General features: G+C 58.3%; 16 protein-coding genes. 11 read left to right on the forward strand and 5 right to left on the reverse strand.

The features are described from left to right. The first annotated feature begins 169 nt into the window (after positions 1–169). The 10 genes from RTCK_RS08965 to RTCK_RS09010 all read left to right on the forward strand — a co-directional run bounded on the left by RTCK_RS08965 (position 170) and on the right by RTCK_RS09010 (position 10065). The gene (locus RTCK_RS08965; RefSeq protein ID WP_142592556.1) at positions 170–1054 is read left to right on the forward strand and encodes a LysR family transcriptional regulator; all 885 of its coding nucleotides are present in this window, start codon (positions 170–172) and stop codon (positions 1052–1054) included. 813 nt (positions 1055–1867) lie between these two features. Then, positions 1868–2347, forward strand: coding sequence for an Hsp20 family protein (locus RTCK_RS08970; protein WP_142523186.1), 480 nt, complete (start codon positions 1868–1870; stop codon positions 2345–2347). Positions 2348–2436: 89 nt separating this feature from the next. Further along, on the forward strand, positions 2437–2943 hold the full coding sequence (locus RTCK_RS08975) for an Hsp20/alpha crystallin family protein (protein WP_142592557.1): 507 nt from the start codon (positions 2437–2439) through the stop codon (positions 2941–2943). A gap of 180 nt (positions 2944–3123) precedes the next feature. Then, positions 3124–3753, forward strand: a complete 630-nt coding sequence (locus RTCK_RS08980; RefSeq protein ID WP_235988629.1) for an NADH dehydrogenase ubiquinone Fe-S protein 4 — start codon at positions 3124–3126, stop codon at positions 3751–3753. An 8-nt stretch (positions 3754–3761) separates the two neighbouring features. Then, complete coding sequence (locus RTCK_RS08985; RefSeq protein WP_142592559.1) at positions 3762–4079, forward strand: DNA-directed RNA polymerase subunit omega; 318 nt, start codon at positions 3762–3764, stop codon at positions 4077–4079. A gap of 44 nt (positions 4080–4123) precedes the next feature. Next, on the forward strand, positions 4124–5488 hold the full coding sequence (locus tag RTCK_RS08990; RefSeq protein ID WP_142592560.1) for a DegQ family serine endoprotease: 1365 nt from the start codon (positions 4124–4126) through the stop codon (positions 5486–5488). A gap of 125 nt (positions 5489–5613) precedes the next feature. Next, complete coding sequence (locus tag RTCK_RS08995; protein WP_142592561.1) at positions 5614–5841, forward strand: DUF982 domain-containing protein; 228 nt, start codon at positions 5614–5616, stop codon at positions 5839–5841. A 213-nt stretch (positions 5842–6054) separates the two neighbouring features. Further along, positions 6055–7140: a glycosyltransferase family 4 protein gene (locus RTCK_RS09000; RefSeq protein WP_142592562.1), complete on the forward strand. Its 1086-nt coding sequence runs from the start codon at positions 6055–6057 to the stop codon at positions 7138–7140. Positions 7141–7155: 15 nt separating this feature from the next. Continuing rightward, positions 7156–9363 carry an amylo-alpha-1,6-glucosidase gene (locus RTCK_RS09005; RefSeq protein ID WP_142592563.1) on the forward strand — a complete coding sequence of 736 codons (2208 nt, stop codon included), beginning with the start codon at positions 7156–7158 and terminating at the stop codon, positions 9361–9363. 399 nt (positions 9364–9762) lie between these two features. Then, on the forward strand, positions 9763–10065 hold the full coding sequence (locus tag RTCK_RS09010; protein ID WP_142523178.1) for a DUF982 domain-containing protein: 303 nt from the start codon (positions 9763–9765) through the stop codon (positions 10063–10065). A 261-nt stretch (positions 10066–10326) separates the two neighbouring features. Here RTCK_RS09010 and RTCK_RS09015 read toward each other — a convergent pair whose 3' ends face one another. The 3 genes from RTCK_RS09015 to RTCK_RS09025 form a co-directional block, all read right to left on the reverse strand. Continuing rightward, positions 10327–11145 carry a DUF3313 domain-containing protein gene (locus RTCK_RS09015; RefSeq protein WP_142592669.1) on the reverse strand — a complete coding sequence of 273 codons (819 nt, stop codon included), beginning with the start codon at positions 11143–11145 and terminating at the stop codon, positions 10327–10329. A 214-nt stretch (positions 11146–11359) separates the two neighbouring features. Next, positions 11360–12697, reverse strand: coding sequence for a sensor histidine kinase (locus RTCK_RS09020; protein ID WP_142523177.1), 1338 nt, complete (start codon positions 12695–12697; stop codon positions 11360–11362). Continuing rightward, on the reverse strand, positions 12697–13368 hold the full coding sequence (locus tag RTCK_RS09025) for a response regulator transcription factor (RefSeq protein ID WP_142523176.1): 672 nt from the start codon (positions 13366–13368) through the stop codon (positions 12697–12699). Before RTCK_RS09025 ends, RTCK_RS09020 begins: the two co-directional genes overlap by 1 nt. Positions 13369–13446: 78 nt before the next feature. On the opposite strand from RTCK_RS09025, the gene RTCK_RS09030 reads away from it, so the two are divergent. Next, on the forward strand, positions 13447–14115 hold the full coding sequence (locus RTCK_RS09030; RefSeq protein WP_142592564.1) for a hypothetical protein: 669 nt from the start codon (positions 13447–13449) through the stop codon (positions 14113–14115). Positions 14116–14354: 239 nt separating this feature from the next. Here RTCK_RS09030 and RTCK_RS09035 read toward each other — a convergent pair whose 3' ends face one another. Next, complete coding sequence (locus RTCK_RS09035) at positions 14355–15566, reverse strand: patatin-like phospholipase family protein (protein ID WP_235988652.1); 1212 nt, start codon at positions 15564–15566, stop codon at positions 14355–14357. A gap of 83 nt (positions 15567–15649) precedes the next feature. Further along, entirely contained in the window at positions 15650–16828 is a 1179-nt protein-coding gene (locus RTCK_RS09040) for an MFS transporter (protein ID WP_235988630.1), read from the reverse strand. Positions 16829–16854: the final 26 nt, after the last annotated feature.

Below are 16854 nucleotides of genomic sequence, written 5' to 3' on the forward strand. Positions count from 1 at the left end.
CTGTCATTGTCATGGACCTGCACTACCGGCGCAGACGTGCATCTGCCGCGCGATCTGAGTGGCAATCTCTTTCTAACTTCGTTGCCCTTTCATTCGGGCTGAGGTGAGGATAGATCAGACGAACAGATAAAAAAGCGCATTTTTTAGAGGAAAACCATCGGATGGCTCGATGCTTCTAATTACGCTCGAGCAATGGCGTGCTCTTGTTGGCGTCGTTGATGCTGGCAGCTACGCCTTGGCCGCAGAGGCGCTTGGCAAAAGCCAGTCCTCCGTCAGCTATGCGGTGGCGCAGATCGAAGAGCGGACCGGCGTCCAGATCTTCCAGATCCATGGGAGGAAGGCCATGCTGACGGCCGAAGGCAAGGCATTGTATCTGCGCGCCAGATACCTCTTGTCTGAGGCAAGCCGCCTGGAGAAAGCCGCTGCCCAAATGGCTCTTGGTCACGAGGCCGAGCTGCGCCTGGCGGCAGACATCATGTTTCCCCCCACCATCCTCATAGAGGCCATCCAGCGTCACGCCCAAGAACGGCAAACGGCGCGCGTCGAAATCTATGAAACGGTGGTATCTGGCTTCAGGGGGCTGCTTGAAGATGGGAAAGTCGATCTGGCAATCGCGCCTGAAGTTCCCGACGGCTTCCTCGGCGAGCCAATCATGCGCGTATCATTTCTCCCGGTCGCGGCGCCAGGGCATCCCCTCCACAAGCTTGATCAAGTGACGTTGCATGACCTTCGAGATCACCATCATCTGATTATTCGTGACAGCGGCGAACGCCGGGCCGACCAAGGCGCCTGGCACGTATCACAAAACAGGATCGTGTTCTCCCAGACGTCGACATCAATCGAGGCTGCGCGGCGCGGGCTGGGGTTCAGCTGGTTCGCCGAGACTCTCATCGAGGAGGATCTCAGGGCCGGCACCTTGAAGGAACTGCCAATGGCGGAACGTGCGCAAAGATCGGTTGAACTATTTCTGATTTTTCGTGACCCTGTGGGAGCAAGCCCCGGGGTGCGGGCATTGGCGGAGGCGCTGCGAGCGGCAGTGAAGCCGGGTCAGTGACGGCTGGCAGGTCTAGTACGGCGATTGTAGCCTGGCTGAGGCTGCCAACATCTATATCGGAGCTTGCCAGCACCGCCTGCCTCCGTGGCTAGAATAATCCTCGGCCTCAGCCTGCCACCAACCGGCTATACCGGAGCCTTGGAACGGAAAAAAGTGCGCTAGTAGAGGTTTCAGCCGTATGTGTAATGTGAACCTGCCGCGCCGACTTGACGTCGCGGACACATCGGACATGGCGTTTATCGTCAATGTCGGCAGTATACGATCTGCTTTCGGCGGAGAGACCTCGACTTCGGATTCGTCAACTGCGGGTCGTCCGGCAGCATCCGCATCACCGATTGCTACGTCACCTGCTGCCGATTTTAGATCCAGATCGTCCCAGATGGAGTTCGGCTTCCTGTCTGTTTCCGAGGACCGGATTTGCGTCTCTGACATACCATTCGACTGAGGCTCGCGACAGAAGTGAAGCAGGGTATCAGAGGGCCTGGGAAATAGCGTCGTGTCACGCGCTCTATAGCCGGTCTGTTGTCTGAGAGATGCTTGGTAGCATGGGGCGCTCTCGTTGTTGGGAGGCGTTCCATGTACGAACTTAGACGCGGAGCCCACTTGTGACCAATAAAAGGAATTGGCTGTGCGGACGAAACGCAGCCCTTTCACACCGGCCTGACGCGGCACCCTTGAACGAAAAAAACGGCGTTACTAGATTAATTTCAGCCGGATGCACGATAGTGATCTGGCAATGCTAAGCTGGCGTCGAGGACGCTTCAGACTTGGCGCTTGTCTTGTATCCATGTTGCTTCAAAGGAGGATGTGGCTATGAGAACCACGACTTTTGACTTCTCTCCCCTGTTCCGGTCGAGCGTCGGCTTCGACCGGCTGCTCGGTGCTCTCGAAGCGGCAAGCCGTATCGAAACGATCGACAACTGGCCGCCCTATGACATCGTCAAAACCGGCGATGACGACTACCGCATCACCATGGCGGTCGCCGGCTTCTCCCAGGGGGAGTTGAGCATCACACAGGAGCAGAACATGCTCCTTGTGTCGGGCCAGAAGGCGAACGACCAGGGCGGCGAATATCTGCACCGCGGGATCGCGGGACGGTCGTTCCAACGTCGCTTTGAGCTCGCTGACCATGTTAAGGTGACAGGTGCCAACCTCGCCGATGGCCTGCTGACGGTCGATCTCAAGCGTGAGGTTCCCGAAGAAATGAAGCCTCGCCTAATCGAGATCAAGAGCGATCTGGCTCTTCCTGGGAACGACACGAAGCAGATCGAAGGCGACAAGGTCGCAGCCTGAACCAACAACATCAGAGACGACGGCAGGCGCCGGGTTAGACCCGGCGCCAGGGCTGGCGTCTGGGTTGAAGGAACAGAAAGGAGGAACTTGTGACCATCCGCGATTTGATCCCCTGGGGCCGCAACAACGGCCAATCCGCACCCACTGTCTTCAACGACGACCGCGATCCATTCCTCTCCCTGCACAGAGAGGTTAACCGGCTGTTCGACGACGTCTTCCGCGGCTTCGGTGGAGGCCTTCCCTCACTGACTGGCGGTGCTGGTTTCGGTAAGGGATGGCCGAGCGTCGAGATCTCTGACCACGACAAGGAGATCAGGGTGACGGCCGAAGTGCCCGGCCTGGACGAGAAGGACATAGAGGTCCTGCTCAATGACGGTGTCCTGACACTGAGAGGCGAGAAGCGCTCGGAAACCGACGACAAGGAAAGGCAGTTTTCCGAGCGCTATTATGGGCGCTTTGAGCGGAGAATTCCTGTCGGCTACGACGTCGAGGAGGACAAGGTCGACGCTCAGTTCAAGAATGGCGTTCTGACCGTCGTGCTGCCGAAGACGGAGAAGGCGCAGTCGAGGGTGAAACGCATCGCCATCAGGCACTGAATCCGCGCGGGCGGCCGCACATCAGGCGGCCGTCCAGGTCCTTCGCCATCGCGGGAGGGATGAACCATGGAGAAAATCGTAAGACAGTACGCAACCCCTACTGAGCTATTCGCTGGGCTGGGCCACTCGAATGATAATTGCCGGCGCAGCACGACTCGATCCATCTTTCCAGCCGACGCAATGGCGCGCATCTATAAACCCGCGCGCTCGGTAGCGACATCTGGAACAGCCCTCACCAAGGGCTGGCGGCTTGCCTTCGAGCATCGCAGCCGCCCGTTCCTAGATCCTCTCATCGGCTATACCGGATGCACGGATCCACTGCCACAGTTGGAGCTGAGCTTCCCAACGCTCCGATCCGCTGTCAGCTATGCGCAGCGGCATGGGCTGACCTATGTGGTTCAACGCAAACGTGACAAGTGTCGTGCCGGGGCAAAGGGAGAGGCGACCCGCCGAGGACACAAACCATCTGCGGCATTCACCGATGCCACTCTGGATCGGCTGGGGCTTGGTTCCCTTCAGCAGGATTACGGGCAGGCCCTGGATGACGCTGATCACGGCGGCGAGCCAGCGCGGCGGGAGACTTGGTCCTCGCCAATGCAAGTGGTCAACGATCCGACATTGTCCTTGTCGGAGAAGCGGTCGATTCTGATGAACTGGGCCTGGACCGAGTATCTCGTCGACCAGGCGACAAACGAGGGCATGCCGGAGTATTGGCGCCCGTCCCGCCTGGATGAGGTCGAGCAGGCACTGCTCTCACTGGAGCGACAGGTCGGCTGCATCCAGAACGCCGGCGGCCGACAAGCTGCGTGAGGTGGGCCATGGATGCTCATGTCGTCTTCATGTGTCAGAACGTCCTGCCAAACCCGTTTGTGCTGACGGTCGCTGCTGCAGCACGCGCTCGCGCGCTGAATGCGGGTGCAGAACCACGAGTAACGGCAGCCGGCACAAGTATCGCCGAGATCGCCTTGCAGGAGATCGCCAACGGCGCGTTCGGCGATCACGAACTGGCGCCTTTTCTGACTGAACGAATGCCCGCGGCAAAGCTGGCAGCACCTGCGGTCCGCCGAACAAATACAGGGAAGCCCGGCGTATCGGGTTCCGCCAGATACTCCTTGGCATATGGAGCTGTTTGTTGAACTTGCGACGGAGAAGGTTGGCGAGAGAATTTAAGGAGCAGACGATGGTGCTGACGTCCATAAGAGCTTGCAAGGTTGCCGCCGTAATGACACTCGCTTTAGCGACCGCCGGCTTCACGCCCGGCAGCGTAGCTGCGCAGATGGGAGCGACGCCATCGTCTTCCACGTCCCTACCGACACTCGCGCCAATGCTGGAAGATGTGACGCCGGCAGTGGTCAACATCTCGGTCCTGACGCGGACACCGATCCAGGACAATCCCCTATATGCTGACCCAAACTTTCGACGCTTCTTCAGCCTGCCTGAACAGCGATCGCAGGCAAAAATGAGCGCCGGCTCCGGCGTCATCGTCGACGCCACCAGAGGTTATGTTATCACCAATCACCACGTCATCGACGGTGGAAGTGAAATCTCAGTAACGCTCAAGGATGGCCGTCAGCTTACAGCCGAACTGATCGGCAGTGACGAGGAAACCGACATCGCTCTCTTGAGGATAGAACCTGACGATTTGAATGCCATCGCGATCGCAGACTCAGACAACCTCAAGGTCGGAGATTATGTAGTCGCAATCGGAAATCCCTTCGGTCTTGGCCAGACCGTCACCTCCGGCATTGTCAGCGCCCTCGGGCGCGGCGGGCTCAACATCGAATCCTACGAGGACTTCATTCAGACGGACGCCTCCATTAATCCGGGCAATTCGGGGGGAGCCTTGGTGACTTTGGATGGCAAGCTGGTTGGTATCAATACGGCGATTATCAGTCCGGCCGGCGCCAATGTCGGGATCGGTTTTGCTGTTCCGAGCAATATTGCGGTGTCCGTCATGCAGCAATTGGCAGCCCATGGGGAGGTGAGGCGCGGCAGGCTGGGCATCGGCATTCAGGACCTGACACCTGATCTTGCTGGGGCTCTGCAGGTAAGTGAATTGCGGGGTGCACTTGTCGCGAATGTTGAGGCTGGATCATCCGCCGAACAGGCTGGCTTGCGACCTGGAGACGTGGTGACTGCTGTGGACGGGCGCGACATTCAAAGTGCGCGGGATCTCAGAAATTACATCGGCCTCATGCCCGTGGACAGCAAGGTGGTTCTATCTGTGAGGCGCGGCGATGAGCAGCTTGCCATAGAAGTTGTCATAACGGCTGACAATCTGGCTTCCATAGACGCAGCCGGGACGCCGCTGGACGGCGTCACCTTCAGCCCGGCGGCAGACGGGGCCGGATTGATGATCGAACGAATCGATCCAGGCAGCCCGGCAGAGCGTGCCGGATTGCGGCAGGGAGACATCCTAGTAAGCGTCAACCGCAGCCGCGTGGTGTCGGTAGAGGCGCTGCAGAAAGCAATTGCTGCCCGGCCATCCACTCTTGCTTTAGAGATCATCCGAGATGGGAGGCACCTGCTCCTGATCGCCAAATGATGTCTGACGGCGGGCCAGAGGACCGGAAGAGGCCGCACCGGATCAGATTGTGGCGCACCGGCTGGCGCCATCTACTAGATAACTCATCCAGTTGATTTGCCGCTTCAAGAAATGGAGGTGATGGCATGATGCTGTTCAACCAACCGATCTTTCTCGACAAGGGCCGATATGTTCAGGAGATCGCGACTCTTGAAGATGCACTCGATTTCCTGGAGGAATGGTCGGGAAACAAGCGCGAGCTTGCCTACGAGACAGTAGCAAGCGCATGCCTGAGGCCTATGCCGGCGTTGACTGGTGCCAGTCGGCAGGTGGCGAGGCATCAACATCTTGATGCTTCGCACCGGCTTTCCTAGATCAAAACTGCTTCCGCATCCCGGCAAGTTTCATGGCATCTTGGTCCTGCTGAACAGGTGAAGGCATATGTCTTTGTCTCCTTGGCGCGACATGTCGTGCATCTCTTCTTCCTCATGCCGCGCCAGCCCTGTGGCATTCAACAGCGACCAGTGCCTCAGACACGGCCGGTGCGGGTTTAGATCTACCTTGCTTGTTGAAGGAGGTTGTTCATCATGAAGATTGCCCAGATCGCTCCGCTCGCCGAACGTGTTCCGCCCAAGCTTTACGGGGGAACTGAGCGGATTGTATCATACCTGACCGAGGAGCTTGTTCGGCAGGGCCATGAGGTGACACTCTTTGCCAGCGGTGACTCGATCACCTCGGCTGAACTTGTTGCCACTTCTCCCACCGCGCTGAGGCTTGATCCTGCGGTACAGGATCCATTGCCACATCACATGATGATGCTGGAAGAGGTCCGCAGACAGGCGCCCAAGTTCGATATCCTGCACTTCCACATCGACCTTCTGCATTACCCCATGCTGGCGCAGTTGAATGCTCCCGCGCTCACGACACTCCACGGGCGGCTTGACCTTCCGGATCTGCGGCCGTTCTATGCTTACTTCCCCGACCGACCGCTGGTTTCAATCTCCGACGATCAGCGCAAGCCAATGCCGCCTGTAAACTGGGCAGGCACAGTCTATCACGGGCTACCGCGCGACATACTACCGTTCACAGAAAATCCGGTAGGCGACTACGTGGCCTTCCTTGGCAGGATTTCGCCGGAGAAACGTCCTGACCGAGCCATCGAGATTGCCAAACGTGCCGGCGTGAAGCTGAAAATAGCAGCTAAGATCGACGACGCCGACCGCGACTACTGGACGTCAGTAATCGAGCCAATGGTGCGCCAGAGCCCAAATGTCGAATTCATCGGCGAGATCGGCGAGCACGAAAAGGCGAGCTTCCTCGGCAATGCCAGGGCTTTGCTCTTTCCGATCGACTGGCCGGAGCCGTTTGGATTGGTGATGATCGAGGCCATGGCCTGCGGCACGCCGGTCATCGCATTCCGTAACGGGTCGGTACCGGAAATCATCGACCACGGTATCTCGGGACTGATTGTGAGCGACATCCAGTCCGCGATCTCTGCTGTGGAGCTGGTTGATGAACTTCCGAGACGGGACGTTCGTAACACGTTTGAGCAACGGTTCACGGTGGAGCGGATGGCGAAAGACTACCTCTCAATCTACGAGAGCCTGGCATCGGGTACCCACTCGCATCAGGCCCCAACGAACGACAACCTCGACCTTCAAGGTGTTGCCTGAATCAGGAGGTGGTTGATGGACATTCCAAACATCCAATCTCAAGCTGCCAATCTCCCGGGACTTCAGCTTAGTTCGGTCGGGCAGTTTTTCATTCCTGCCTCGGCATCCTTGCAGGAACGCCGACCTCGCACGCTCAAACATGGCGACACTTTTGCCGTGTTTGACCACAACGGCGATGTCATATCCGGTCCCGGAAGCCCGGAGGGCATCTTCCACCGTGATACGCGCTATCTCTCCCACTTCTACATGACGATTGGCGGCGCGCGCCCAATGCTGCTCAGCTCCACCTTGAGAGACGATAACGCGACGTTGACCTGCGACCTCACGAACCCTGATCTGTTCGACGAAAGCGGAAAGATGGTGCTCGAACACGATCTGGTTCACATCAGACGAACGCGCTTCCTGTGGCAAGGCCGTTGTCTGGAGCGCCTGTTGGTCAGGAATTTCGACGATCAGCCGCATGAGGTCTCGGTTGAGCTCGCCGTCGATGCCGACTTCGCAGATCTCTTCGAGGTCCGAGGAACGAAGCGGAGCAAACGCGGGAGACGACATCCGACGATCACGACCAAAGACGGGATTGAGCTTTCATACACGGGGCTCGATGAATTCCGGCGAAGCACCTCGATCCGCTTTGAACCTGCACCAGCGAAGGTGACCGCTCAACAGGCGGTCTACCGTCTGCAACTCCAGCCCAGGCAGGCCAGCTCGATCTTTATCGAGATCGCCTGCAACTTGGAACCGGGCGGCTCGCCCACCGCCGCCTTCTTCAAGGGGCTGCGGGATGCCCGCAGGGCCCTGCGCCTGTCTTCCTCGAGAGCGGCGGCAGTGGAGACATCCAACGATATCTTTAACGAGGCGCTGCGCAGGAGCGTATCCGACATCTACATGCTTCTGACGGATACCCCGGAAGGGCCGTACCCTTACGCCGGTATACCATGGTTCAGCACTGTCTTCGGCAGGGACGCCATCATCACCGCGCTGCAGACGCTGTGGCTCGATCCCACCATCGCAAAGGGCGTGCTGGGTCACCTGGCCGCCAATCAGGCAACAGGCGTCGATCCTGCGGCGGATGCCGAGCCGGGAAAGATCCTTCACGAGGTGCGCTATGGAGAGATGGCGGAACTCGGAGAGGTCCCCTTCCGCCGATATTATGGCAGCGTCGACTCCACGCCGCTCTTCGTGATGCTTGCAGGAGCTTACCTCGAACGCACGGGGGATCTGGAGACACTAGGGCGCCTTTGGCCAAACATAGAAGCTGCCCTCGCTTGGATTGAGGACTATGGCGACCGTGACGGAGACGGCTTCGTTGAATATGGGCGGATGACCGAAGAGGGTCTGGTCAACCAGGGCTGGAAAGACAGCTATGATTCAGTCTTCCACGCCGATGGCACCTTAGCCAGGGGCCCGATAGCCCTGGCCGAGGTACAGGCATATGTCTACGCGGCCTTCAGTGCCGCAGCCCTGATTTGTCGCAAGTTGAACCGCCGGCAGCAAGCGTCACGCTACTCTGCGCGTGCCGCGTCACTTCAGTTCGCATTCGATGCTGCTTTCTTCGATGAAGCTTTGGGTACCTTCGTACTTGCCTTGGATGGGGACAAGCGGGCGTGCCGTGTCCGAGCGTCAAATGCCGGTCATGCGCTGCTGACAGGTATAGCCTATTCGGAACGGGCGGAAGCGGTGGTGAAGACACTGATGGAACCATCATCCTTCTGCGGCTGGGGTATCCGGACCATCCCTTCCACCGAAGCTCGATACAACCCGATGAGCTATCACAACGGCTCCGTATGGCCTCACGACAATTCGCTCATTGCTTCTGGTCTCGGCCGTTATGGCTACAGAAAGGAAGCCTCAAAGGTGTTCGAAGGACTCTTTGCTGCGTCGACCTACATCGACCTGCGCCGCCTACCAGAGCTGTTTTGCGGGTTCAGGCGTCATCGAGCGCAGGGGCCAACCTTCTATCCGGTCGCTTGCTCACCTCAAGCCTGGGCAGCCGCAGCGCCCTTGTCTCTACTCCAGTCGACCCTTGGGCTGACATTCGATCCCGATAACGCTCAGGTTACCTTTGAGCGACCAGTCCTGCCGGCCTTCCTCGAGGAAGTCATCATCCGCAACCTTAGTGTCGGCAACGGCGCGGTCGACGTCGCACTTCGCCGCTCAGGCAAGCAGGTGACGGTCGAGGTGCTGGATCGACGCGGAGGCTTGAACGTAGTGTCCGTAAGCTAAACGGTGTTTGCCTTGATTGCGACTTGGCCGCTCGCATGAAGAGAGCGGCCATCTTCAGTTTGCGCTCAACGAGCACGAGCCGCCTCTGGTAACGGCGTCGCTGCTACCGTTCTGCGGTCTCACAGTCAGATATGAGGCCGCAAGCTGCTCTGTATACAAGGTACCAGCAAGTGAACGACCATTTGTCCTCCGGTCTTCTCGTCATGGCGGCAAGATCTTCCGCGTTCACCAGAGCTTCTTGGCAAGCCTCACTGACCCCCGTTGCAGTCTCTTCTGACCTGACCTCCCCCTCGCATACTTGGGCCGTCTTGAAGGCGTGGCTCGGGATGCCCAGATCAGACTTGTGGCGCGTAATTCGCCCAAACCTTGTTGAGCACTTGTATAATCAGTGAGGTAGAAATGACTCCGAACCTGTTCAATCGCCCGGTCTACCTGAAGGAGAAGAAGGACTTGGTGCGAGAGATAGTTTCCATCGAAGATGCCATAGACTACCTGGAAGAGTGGCCCGAGCGTGAGCGCGACCTCGTCCACGACGTAGCGCTGAAAACGTGCTACATGGCTCTCGACGGCCATAAGCCGATCCAGTCGGCACGTGATGCGGTCCGTGCCTTCGGAAAGAAGAAGGGCATCCTTGTCAAACAGCCCGCAGTTCAGCCTTGGATGGTGAAGACGCCGGCCGGGGGAGGACGGGTGACCTTGTAAGGTCACGGCAAACAAGCGGAGGCCGTACATCCGCCCGCCGTGGCAAATCGGGCTGCTGCCCCAAGCCTGTTCATAACGTCTGGTGGAGGCGGATTCCTCACTCGCAAGGTGCCCCTTCTGCTTCGGCAGGATCAGCACCTTGTGAGCTAGAGCCTTTCAGGTCAGGAGTGACGAGGACAAAGACAATATGCCGCTCCTCCCGTATCCGCGTCAGTTCCACCTCCATGGTCATGGGCCATCGCATCGAGGGCGCCCAAAGGATCACCCAGGGGTTTTCCCCCTCTTGTCAGTCCACTGTGGAGGCAGACCGAACTTCGCCGAAAGAGCCCCAGGTAGTCCAGGAGCTCGCCCGTAGGCTTCACATGCCTCATATTTTGGCTTTCCACCGAACCACGACCGCACCCGATGACCTGATGGCAGGGAAAGGTCCAGCATTCGTGGCTCGCGGCCCTTGATGAGCAGTCGTGAGAAATCCCTCGCGAATTTCGTAGCCTGGCTGTAGGCGTCACCAACCTCCGAATAACGTGGCTTGTCCTGCAGGAAGTTTGCGCTGCGACCCCACATCATCGCTGCACGCTGGACATTCCGGCTGTCGACAGCTTCTGCCTCGACCGAGAGGCCGCCCAATCCGAATGGTATGCGTGGCACTCCCACAACCGGAATGTTCTCGGGAAGAGCAAAGCCTCCGCCGACGCTCACGACCGTCGCAGCGGCCGCCACACGTTTGTTAGTGGGGACTATATCTGTAATGACAGAACGTACTGTTAAGTCAGCCTGCCGGTCAGGAGGCACCAGGTGATACCTGTCGCTGAGTGCGACGCACAATGCTCTATCAAGGGCGTTGGTCACAAGTGAACGGTCCGCCGGTGTCTTGACTTTGGACGCCGCGACAAAGGTGTAGCTGGCGGGGATGATCCTCACCGTCCTGACTTGGGACAGGTAGTCGCCATCGACGAACAACCTCCGCTTCTTGCCCAGTTTAGACTTCTGCGCGCCGAGGTTGCTGTAGGAAGTGAGCGTTCCACTTTCTTCCATCGGCATTGTCGTACATCCCGTCGCGGCCAACACGATGCCGGCCATCAAGATCGTCGCTAAGCGATTCGAGGAAGCGTGGGCCACGCGGCGGAACAGATCAAATTGGCTGGACACTATCGATTGCCTCCACAAGAAACTGCGAGGACAATTGCGGCGGAGGATTGCCGCAGCATTACAGAAAGGTTCGCGCGATTCCCCGAAAGCTGAAAGGATGGCATTCTCGCGGCCGGCTGCAGTTACTCCCTGTGGCAGCCAGCTCTCAAAGCTTGATCGTCACGATCGTCCCCTGTTGATCGCTTTTCATGAACACGCGAGCGTGGTGGTTGTCGACAATCTGCTTGACCAGGCTCAGGCCCAGGCCTGTACCCTGACTTTTGGGAGTCACACGGTAAAAGGGCGCGAAGACCAGTTCTTGATGCTCTGCCGGGATGCCGGGTCCTTGGTCTGCCACAGCTATCGCTCCATCACCTGACACCGAAACCACAATCTCTCCCCGACCCTCGCAATGATCGATTGCATTGCGGACGAGATTGCTGACAGCTCTCGCTAGCGCTACAGCATTTCCCTTGCGATCGAGGCTTCCGACTTCGCTGCAAAAAGATATCTGGTAACCAGCTGCAATTGCCACTGGTGCGATATCGGCCACGACAGTTCGCGCCATCTCAACCAGATCAACTGTACCATTGAGCTCTCCGACTTGGTCGTGACGCTCAAAATCCAGAAGTTGCTCGGCGGAGTCTGCCAGACGAGCGACGTCGCACAACAGGCGCCGCCGCTCCGGCCCCTCGGGCATCCCATCAATCCGTGTCTGCATGATTGCGATCGGTGTTCTCAGTTCGTGGGCTGCATCTATGAGAAAGCGCTGTCGTTTCTTGGCTTCGCCCTCCAGGCGATCGAGGGCTTCGTTGAAGGCCGTAACCAAAGGGACGACTTCCTTGGGTATACCGTCCGTAGGAAGACGTGCGCCATGTCGGCGTGGTTCAATCTGTGCTGCTCGCTCAGCAACTTCGCTCACTCGAACAAGCGCCTGGCTGACGATCCGCGGAACGGCAAAGAAAATCGCGGGCAAGGCCACGGCAAGCAGTGAGGCGTAAATCGGGTAAGCTCTGGCGAAAAGAGCGAGAACAGGAGAACCTTTGTCAGCTACACCTCCGAAGAGAACCCGGACCTCACCAACCACTGTTTCTACGGCGTCTATCGTTGCCGCTTCGCTGCTCAGATGCGCGCCCCGAATATCTGCGTCCTGGAAGAGGGAGACCAGATGTGCGAGCCCCTCATATTCCCCAGGTACTGTTCCATAGGACGTGGAGGCGCCGTTTACGGTGGCGGCGATGTACCAGAGGGCCGGGTTCTGGTCCTTGAGCGCTATCAGTTCCTGTGTTTCTTGTAGTTCGAGCCGTCCCACGTCTTCGTTAGTCACGGCCCCGGCGATTGCGGCGGCAACCGTCTCTTCCATGGCTATATTGGGGGACATGATCGTAGCAGCCCAGACGCAAAGCCCAAAGATCACTGCGCCGATAACACCGACGATGACCAGGCCGAGCTGCCAACTCAGTCTCCACCAGAGGGACGAAGCCGCGGTACCTGCCGTGCCCATCATTCTTCCTTCAGAAGGTAACCGACACCCCGGATATTGTGGATGGAGACGCCACAGTTTGCATCTGCCAATCTCTTCCGCAGTCGGGAGATATGCGCATCGATTGCGTTCGACTGGATCTCCTCCTCATAGTTGTAGACCGCTTCTTCCAGGGTGGTGCGAAGGACCGTTTTGTTCTTTCGCTTCGCCATGGCGATGAGGATGGACAGTTCGCGTCTGGGCAGATCCAGTTGGCGCGACCCCACGGCAACGTCGAGGTGCAACGGATTGATCACCATTCGCCCCGCAACAATCTCTGGCTCTGCGAGATTGATGGGCCGTCGAAGGACTGCACGCACACGCGCCAACAGTTCCTCCACCATGAAAGGTTTGCCGAGGTAGTCATCGGCGCCGAGATTGAGCCCCTCGACACGCTCCAGGGGCTCGTTTCGCGCAGTCATGACAATGATTGGAGTGTCTCGCTGCGACCGGCGCAGCTTCGAAATGAGCGTCAGCCCTTCCCCGTCAGGAAGACGCCGGTCCAGCAGGATGGCATCGTAGTCATTCTGAAGCGTCAATTCGAATGCATCGGCGAGACGAGCCGTGTTGTCGATGACGATACCGTGCTTGCCCAAAGCAACTGCCAGCGCCGCCGCCAGTTCCTTCTCGTCTTCTACGAGCAGAAGCCTCATCTATAGCACCACCTTCCGTAACGCCATTATCCATGGTGGAGATTGCAGCAGCATTACGGTCTGGCTTTGGGAACTGTAATGCTGCTGCAATTGTGGAAGTCGAGATTGGAATTATCCACCGCAAAGAGGTGCGGTGAACGGCCCTCAACGATCTTAAAAAAAGGGGTACTCGACATGGCCTGGGTATGGACCAAAGAGGTAGCGGCAGCGGCAGTACTCTTGGGAGGCAGCTTGACTGTCACCAACCTCGACCTCGCTTCTGCAACGGCAGATCCCAATGAACGGCTCAAGGCTCTGGTGGCGGCAATCACCGCGGAGCGCATGGCGATTTCGCCCGTGCTGCCGCGAGCAGCGCAACTCTCTAGGACAGCTGACGAGACGTTACCGAACACCCAGCCTGTGCGCGGGCCGGCTTCCGTCAGCGCAATGAATGGTGGCGAGATAGGTGGTACCCGAAGGGCTGGAACTGCGATCAGATGTGGAGATTTCTTTGTCCTGATTGATGCGGTGGAGCTCCGTTCGATAGGTGCGAAATGGGCAGCTGACTGCCACTTCGATGACTGGAATCCGTTCCCTGCCGAGCTGTTCTCTGCCGGGAAAGAGCAACTGGCTCCAAAATCCATTGCTCACCGGTCGGATCCGGAACGCAGTGGGTTGAGTACTGCAGCAGCTCCCATCGATATTGTAACGAAGTCTCTTGCCAAACCGAAAGGGCTGTCGACGGGTTACGCAGTTGACTGGCCATGACTCGCAAGATGCTGAAGAGGAATGCGGCCCGCCTGTTATACGCCGTGATCATGCTCGCGGCACTATTGGGAGGCCCTCTTCTGCTACTTCTCTTCGTTGCCAGCCGGTTCCACTGAGCGGCCGAACCAGACGTCCCCTCACGTGAACACAGGCACTGAGCAGGACCCGACTGAATGTTTCGCACTAGCAGCAAGCTAAAAACCGCTGCCGCTCGCCACGAGCCCGCGACGAGCGGCTGGTTAAAGTTCGCCAGCCTGGCGGAACCCCGCCTTCGTGAACAAAGGGCGCTTCACCCATAGACGGTTCGCAACTGTTCTCCGATAACCGATGAGATAGACAGAGGTCATGTAGTGGTGATTGAGAGGGTCCGTCATCGAGTAAGGTACCTGCGCATCGATCGAGGCAATGTCGAGATCGACGTCTGAATGCTGCGCGAAGTTATAGAGTGCCATCAGACCTTGCCTAGTATGGGTTTTCAGTAGGATCGCATAGGCACGCGCCATGATGGGAAAAGCCCGTTCAGGCGACATTGCAAACTCGGGGATGAGGGCGTTGTTTATGATGACATAAATATGCAGTTTCTCCTTCCCCTTAGCCCTTGGGGCAATGATCAGTTGCTCAGGCAGGGTGAAAAACTGTGCTGAACTACCGCCGTCCGAGTGTAACTCCTCGATCTCCTTTCCATCCACGACCGCCTTTATCGAGACAGGTGGCAGAATCCCCGGGACACTGGCGGATGCCACCAACACCTGCCGAACCAGCGCCAACGCATGCTGGCTCCCGCTGTCTGCCATCGCGCCTATGTTCCAGACAACCGCACGCTGCGTATCCAGATTGGTCGTCATCACAAGAAGCCGGCGTCCGGCACGATGTTCCAGCGCGATGCGTCGCAGGATGTCGTCAGTGATATTTTCTGCGACCATGCGGCGCAGCGCGTCTCCTCGAAGGAGACTGGGCGAGAAGATTCCGAACCCTCTCCAATCGAGATCGACAAGATCGCGCGCGTGATCGGATAGATAAAGTTCTCGTAGCCGTTGGTCATATGCCGGACCAAGGAACGCGAGAGGCGCGATCAGCGCGCCGGTGCTGACGCCCGTTACGACGTCGAACTTCGGGCGAGTTCCCAGTTCACTCCAGGCGGATAAAATGCCGACGGAGAAAGCGCCGCCTGCGCCACCACCAGACATCGCCAGCATGGCAGGCTGGGCTTTGCTGGTGACTGGCCTCCAGGGATCATCGCCTGATTGGAAAGGTCGGGGATCATCGATATGGATCCTGATATTCTCAAAGCCGACAATCTGCGTCCGCCTGGCTTCCAAAGCGTCGTAGGCCTGGCGAGGGGGTGCGGCGCACCCCCCTACCATCAGCAAGACGCCGACACAGAGGCGCATATATCTCAACAGGTCGGCACTGCCGTTGGTACACGCGGGGCATGCTTCCTGATCATGCATTTCATCCACGGTACTCCCAAATCCGAGGCACCGGAGAGACATGCGCTCTGTTCGACCGGGCTGCTTCGCCCTTGCGAGCCGCTTCACGATTTGTCACTAGGCCGCAATCGGGCCGCTGTTATCAGCGCTCCTGTGATTGCCATGGCCACGGCTAAGCCGATCCAGAGCCCGTACAACGCATAGCCGAGAATGAAACCTCCCAACACCGGCGAGGCGATATCGGCTACTGCCACGAGAGACTGGGCTGCACCGAGGGCGATGCCTTGCCGCTGCGAAGGAACACGAGTCGACAACGCTGCCATATAGGTCGGTTTGGCCAAGGCATCTCCGGTGCTGACGCAGGCAACCGCCAGGAATAAAACCGGGATGGTGGCGGCAAGGCTTGCCGTTAGAAAGCCGACCGAAATGAGTGCGAAGATCAGAAGGATCAGGCTGCGCTCGGTCAGGTATCTGCTCAGCCAACCCAGCAGGAAGAGCTGCGCAAAGACATTGATCCCGCCATCGGCCATGATGAGGTAGCTGAGTTCCTTCGCTCCGAACTGATGATTGTTCCATATGAACGTATCACCAAGGAAGACCGGCATCTGCGAGGTGTACATGCCATAGGCGAAGAAATGGCAAAGCATCACCACGATGAGTATTCGAATTGCGGGAGAGGCCAGGACAGCGCGCAATGACCTCCGCTCCTCCAGGTGTTGATCATTGCTGTGCGGAGAAGAGTGTTTACCGTCCAGCCGGGATACCGTCACAATGATCGATAGAAGCACCAAACTGAACGCTACAAGGATTGGCGCTGTCAGTGACGTATCCGCCAGAAGCCCGGATATCCCCGCGCCGATGATCCCACCCACGCCGGCACCCCCCATCAGGATACCCATGGCCTGCCGCCGGCTCTTGGCGTCCGTATGATCCGCGACATAGGCGGCGGTGACAGAAATATTGCCTGCGGTCAGACCGAACAATGCACGGGCGAGCAGGATGAACGCGATGCTGGGAGCAAAAGCGAGCAATAGAAGACTTGCCGCAGCAATGGTCTGACTGCCGATGAGAATATTCTTGCGGCCGAAGCGGTCCGAAAGCTGCCCGAGGGCCGGAGCGGAGGCGAACTGACCGACGGCTTCCGCCGCCACGATGATGCCGAGCACAAGGGGAGAACCTCCCATAGCGCGAATGTGAAAGGGCAGCACCGGCAGGACTGCGGCGCTTCCTGCCGCATAGGTGCAGACGATCGCGAAGACCGGTGCGATACGGCGCCATGTCATCGTCCGGCCCTCGGCCGTTCCGTGAG

The sequence above is a fragment of the Pseudorhizobium endolithicum genome, assembly GCF_902153245.2.
GTDB classification, from domain to species: domain Bacteria; phylum Pseudomonadota; class Alphaproteobacteria; order Rhizobiales; family Rhizobiaceae; genus Neorhizobium; species Neorhizobium endolithicum.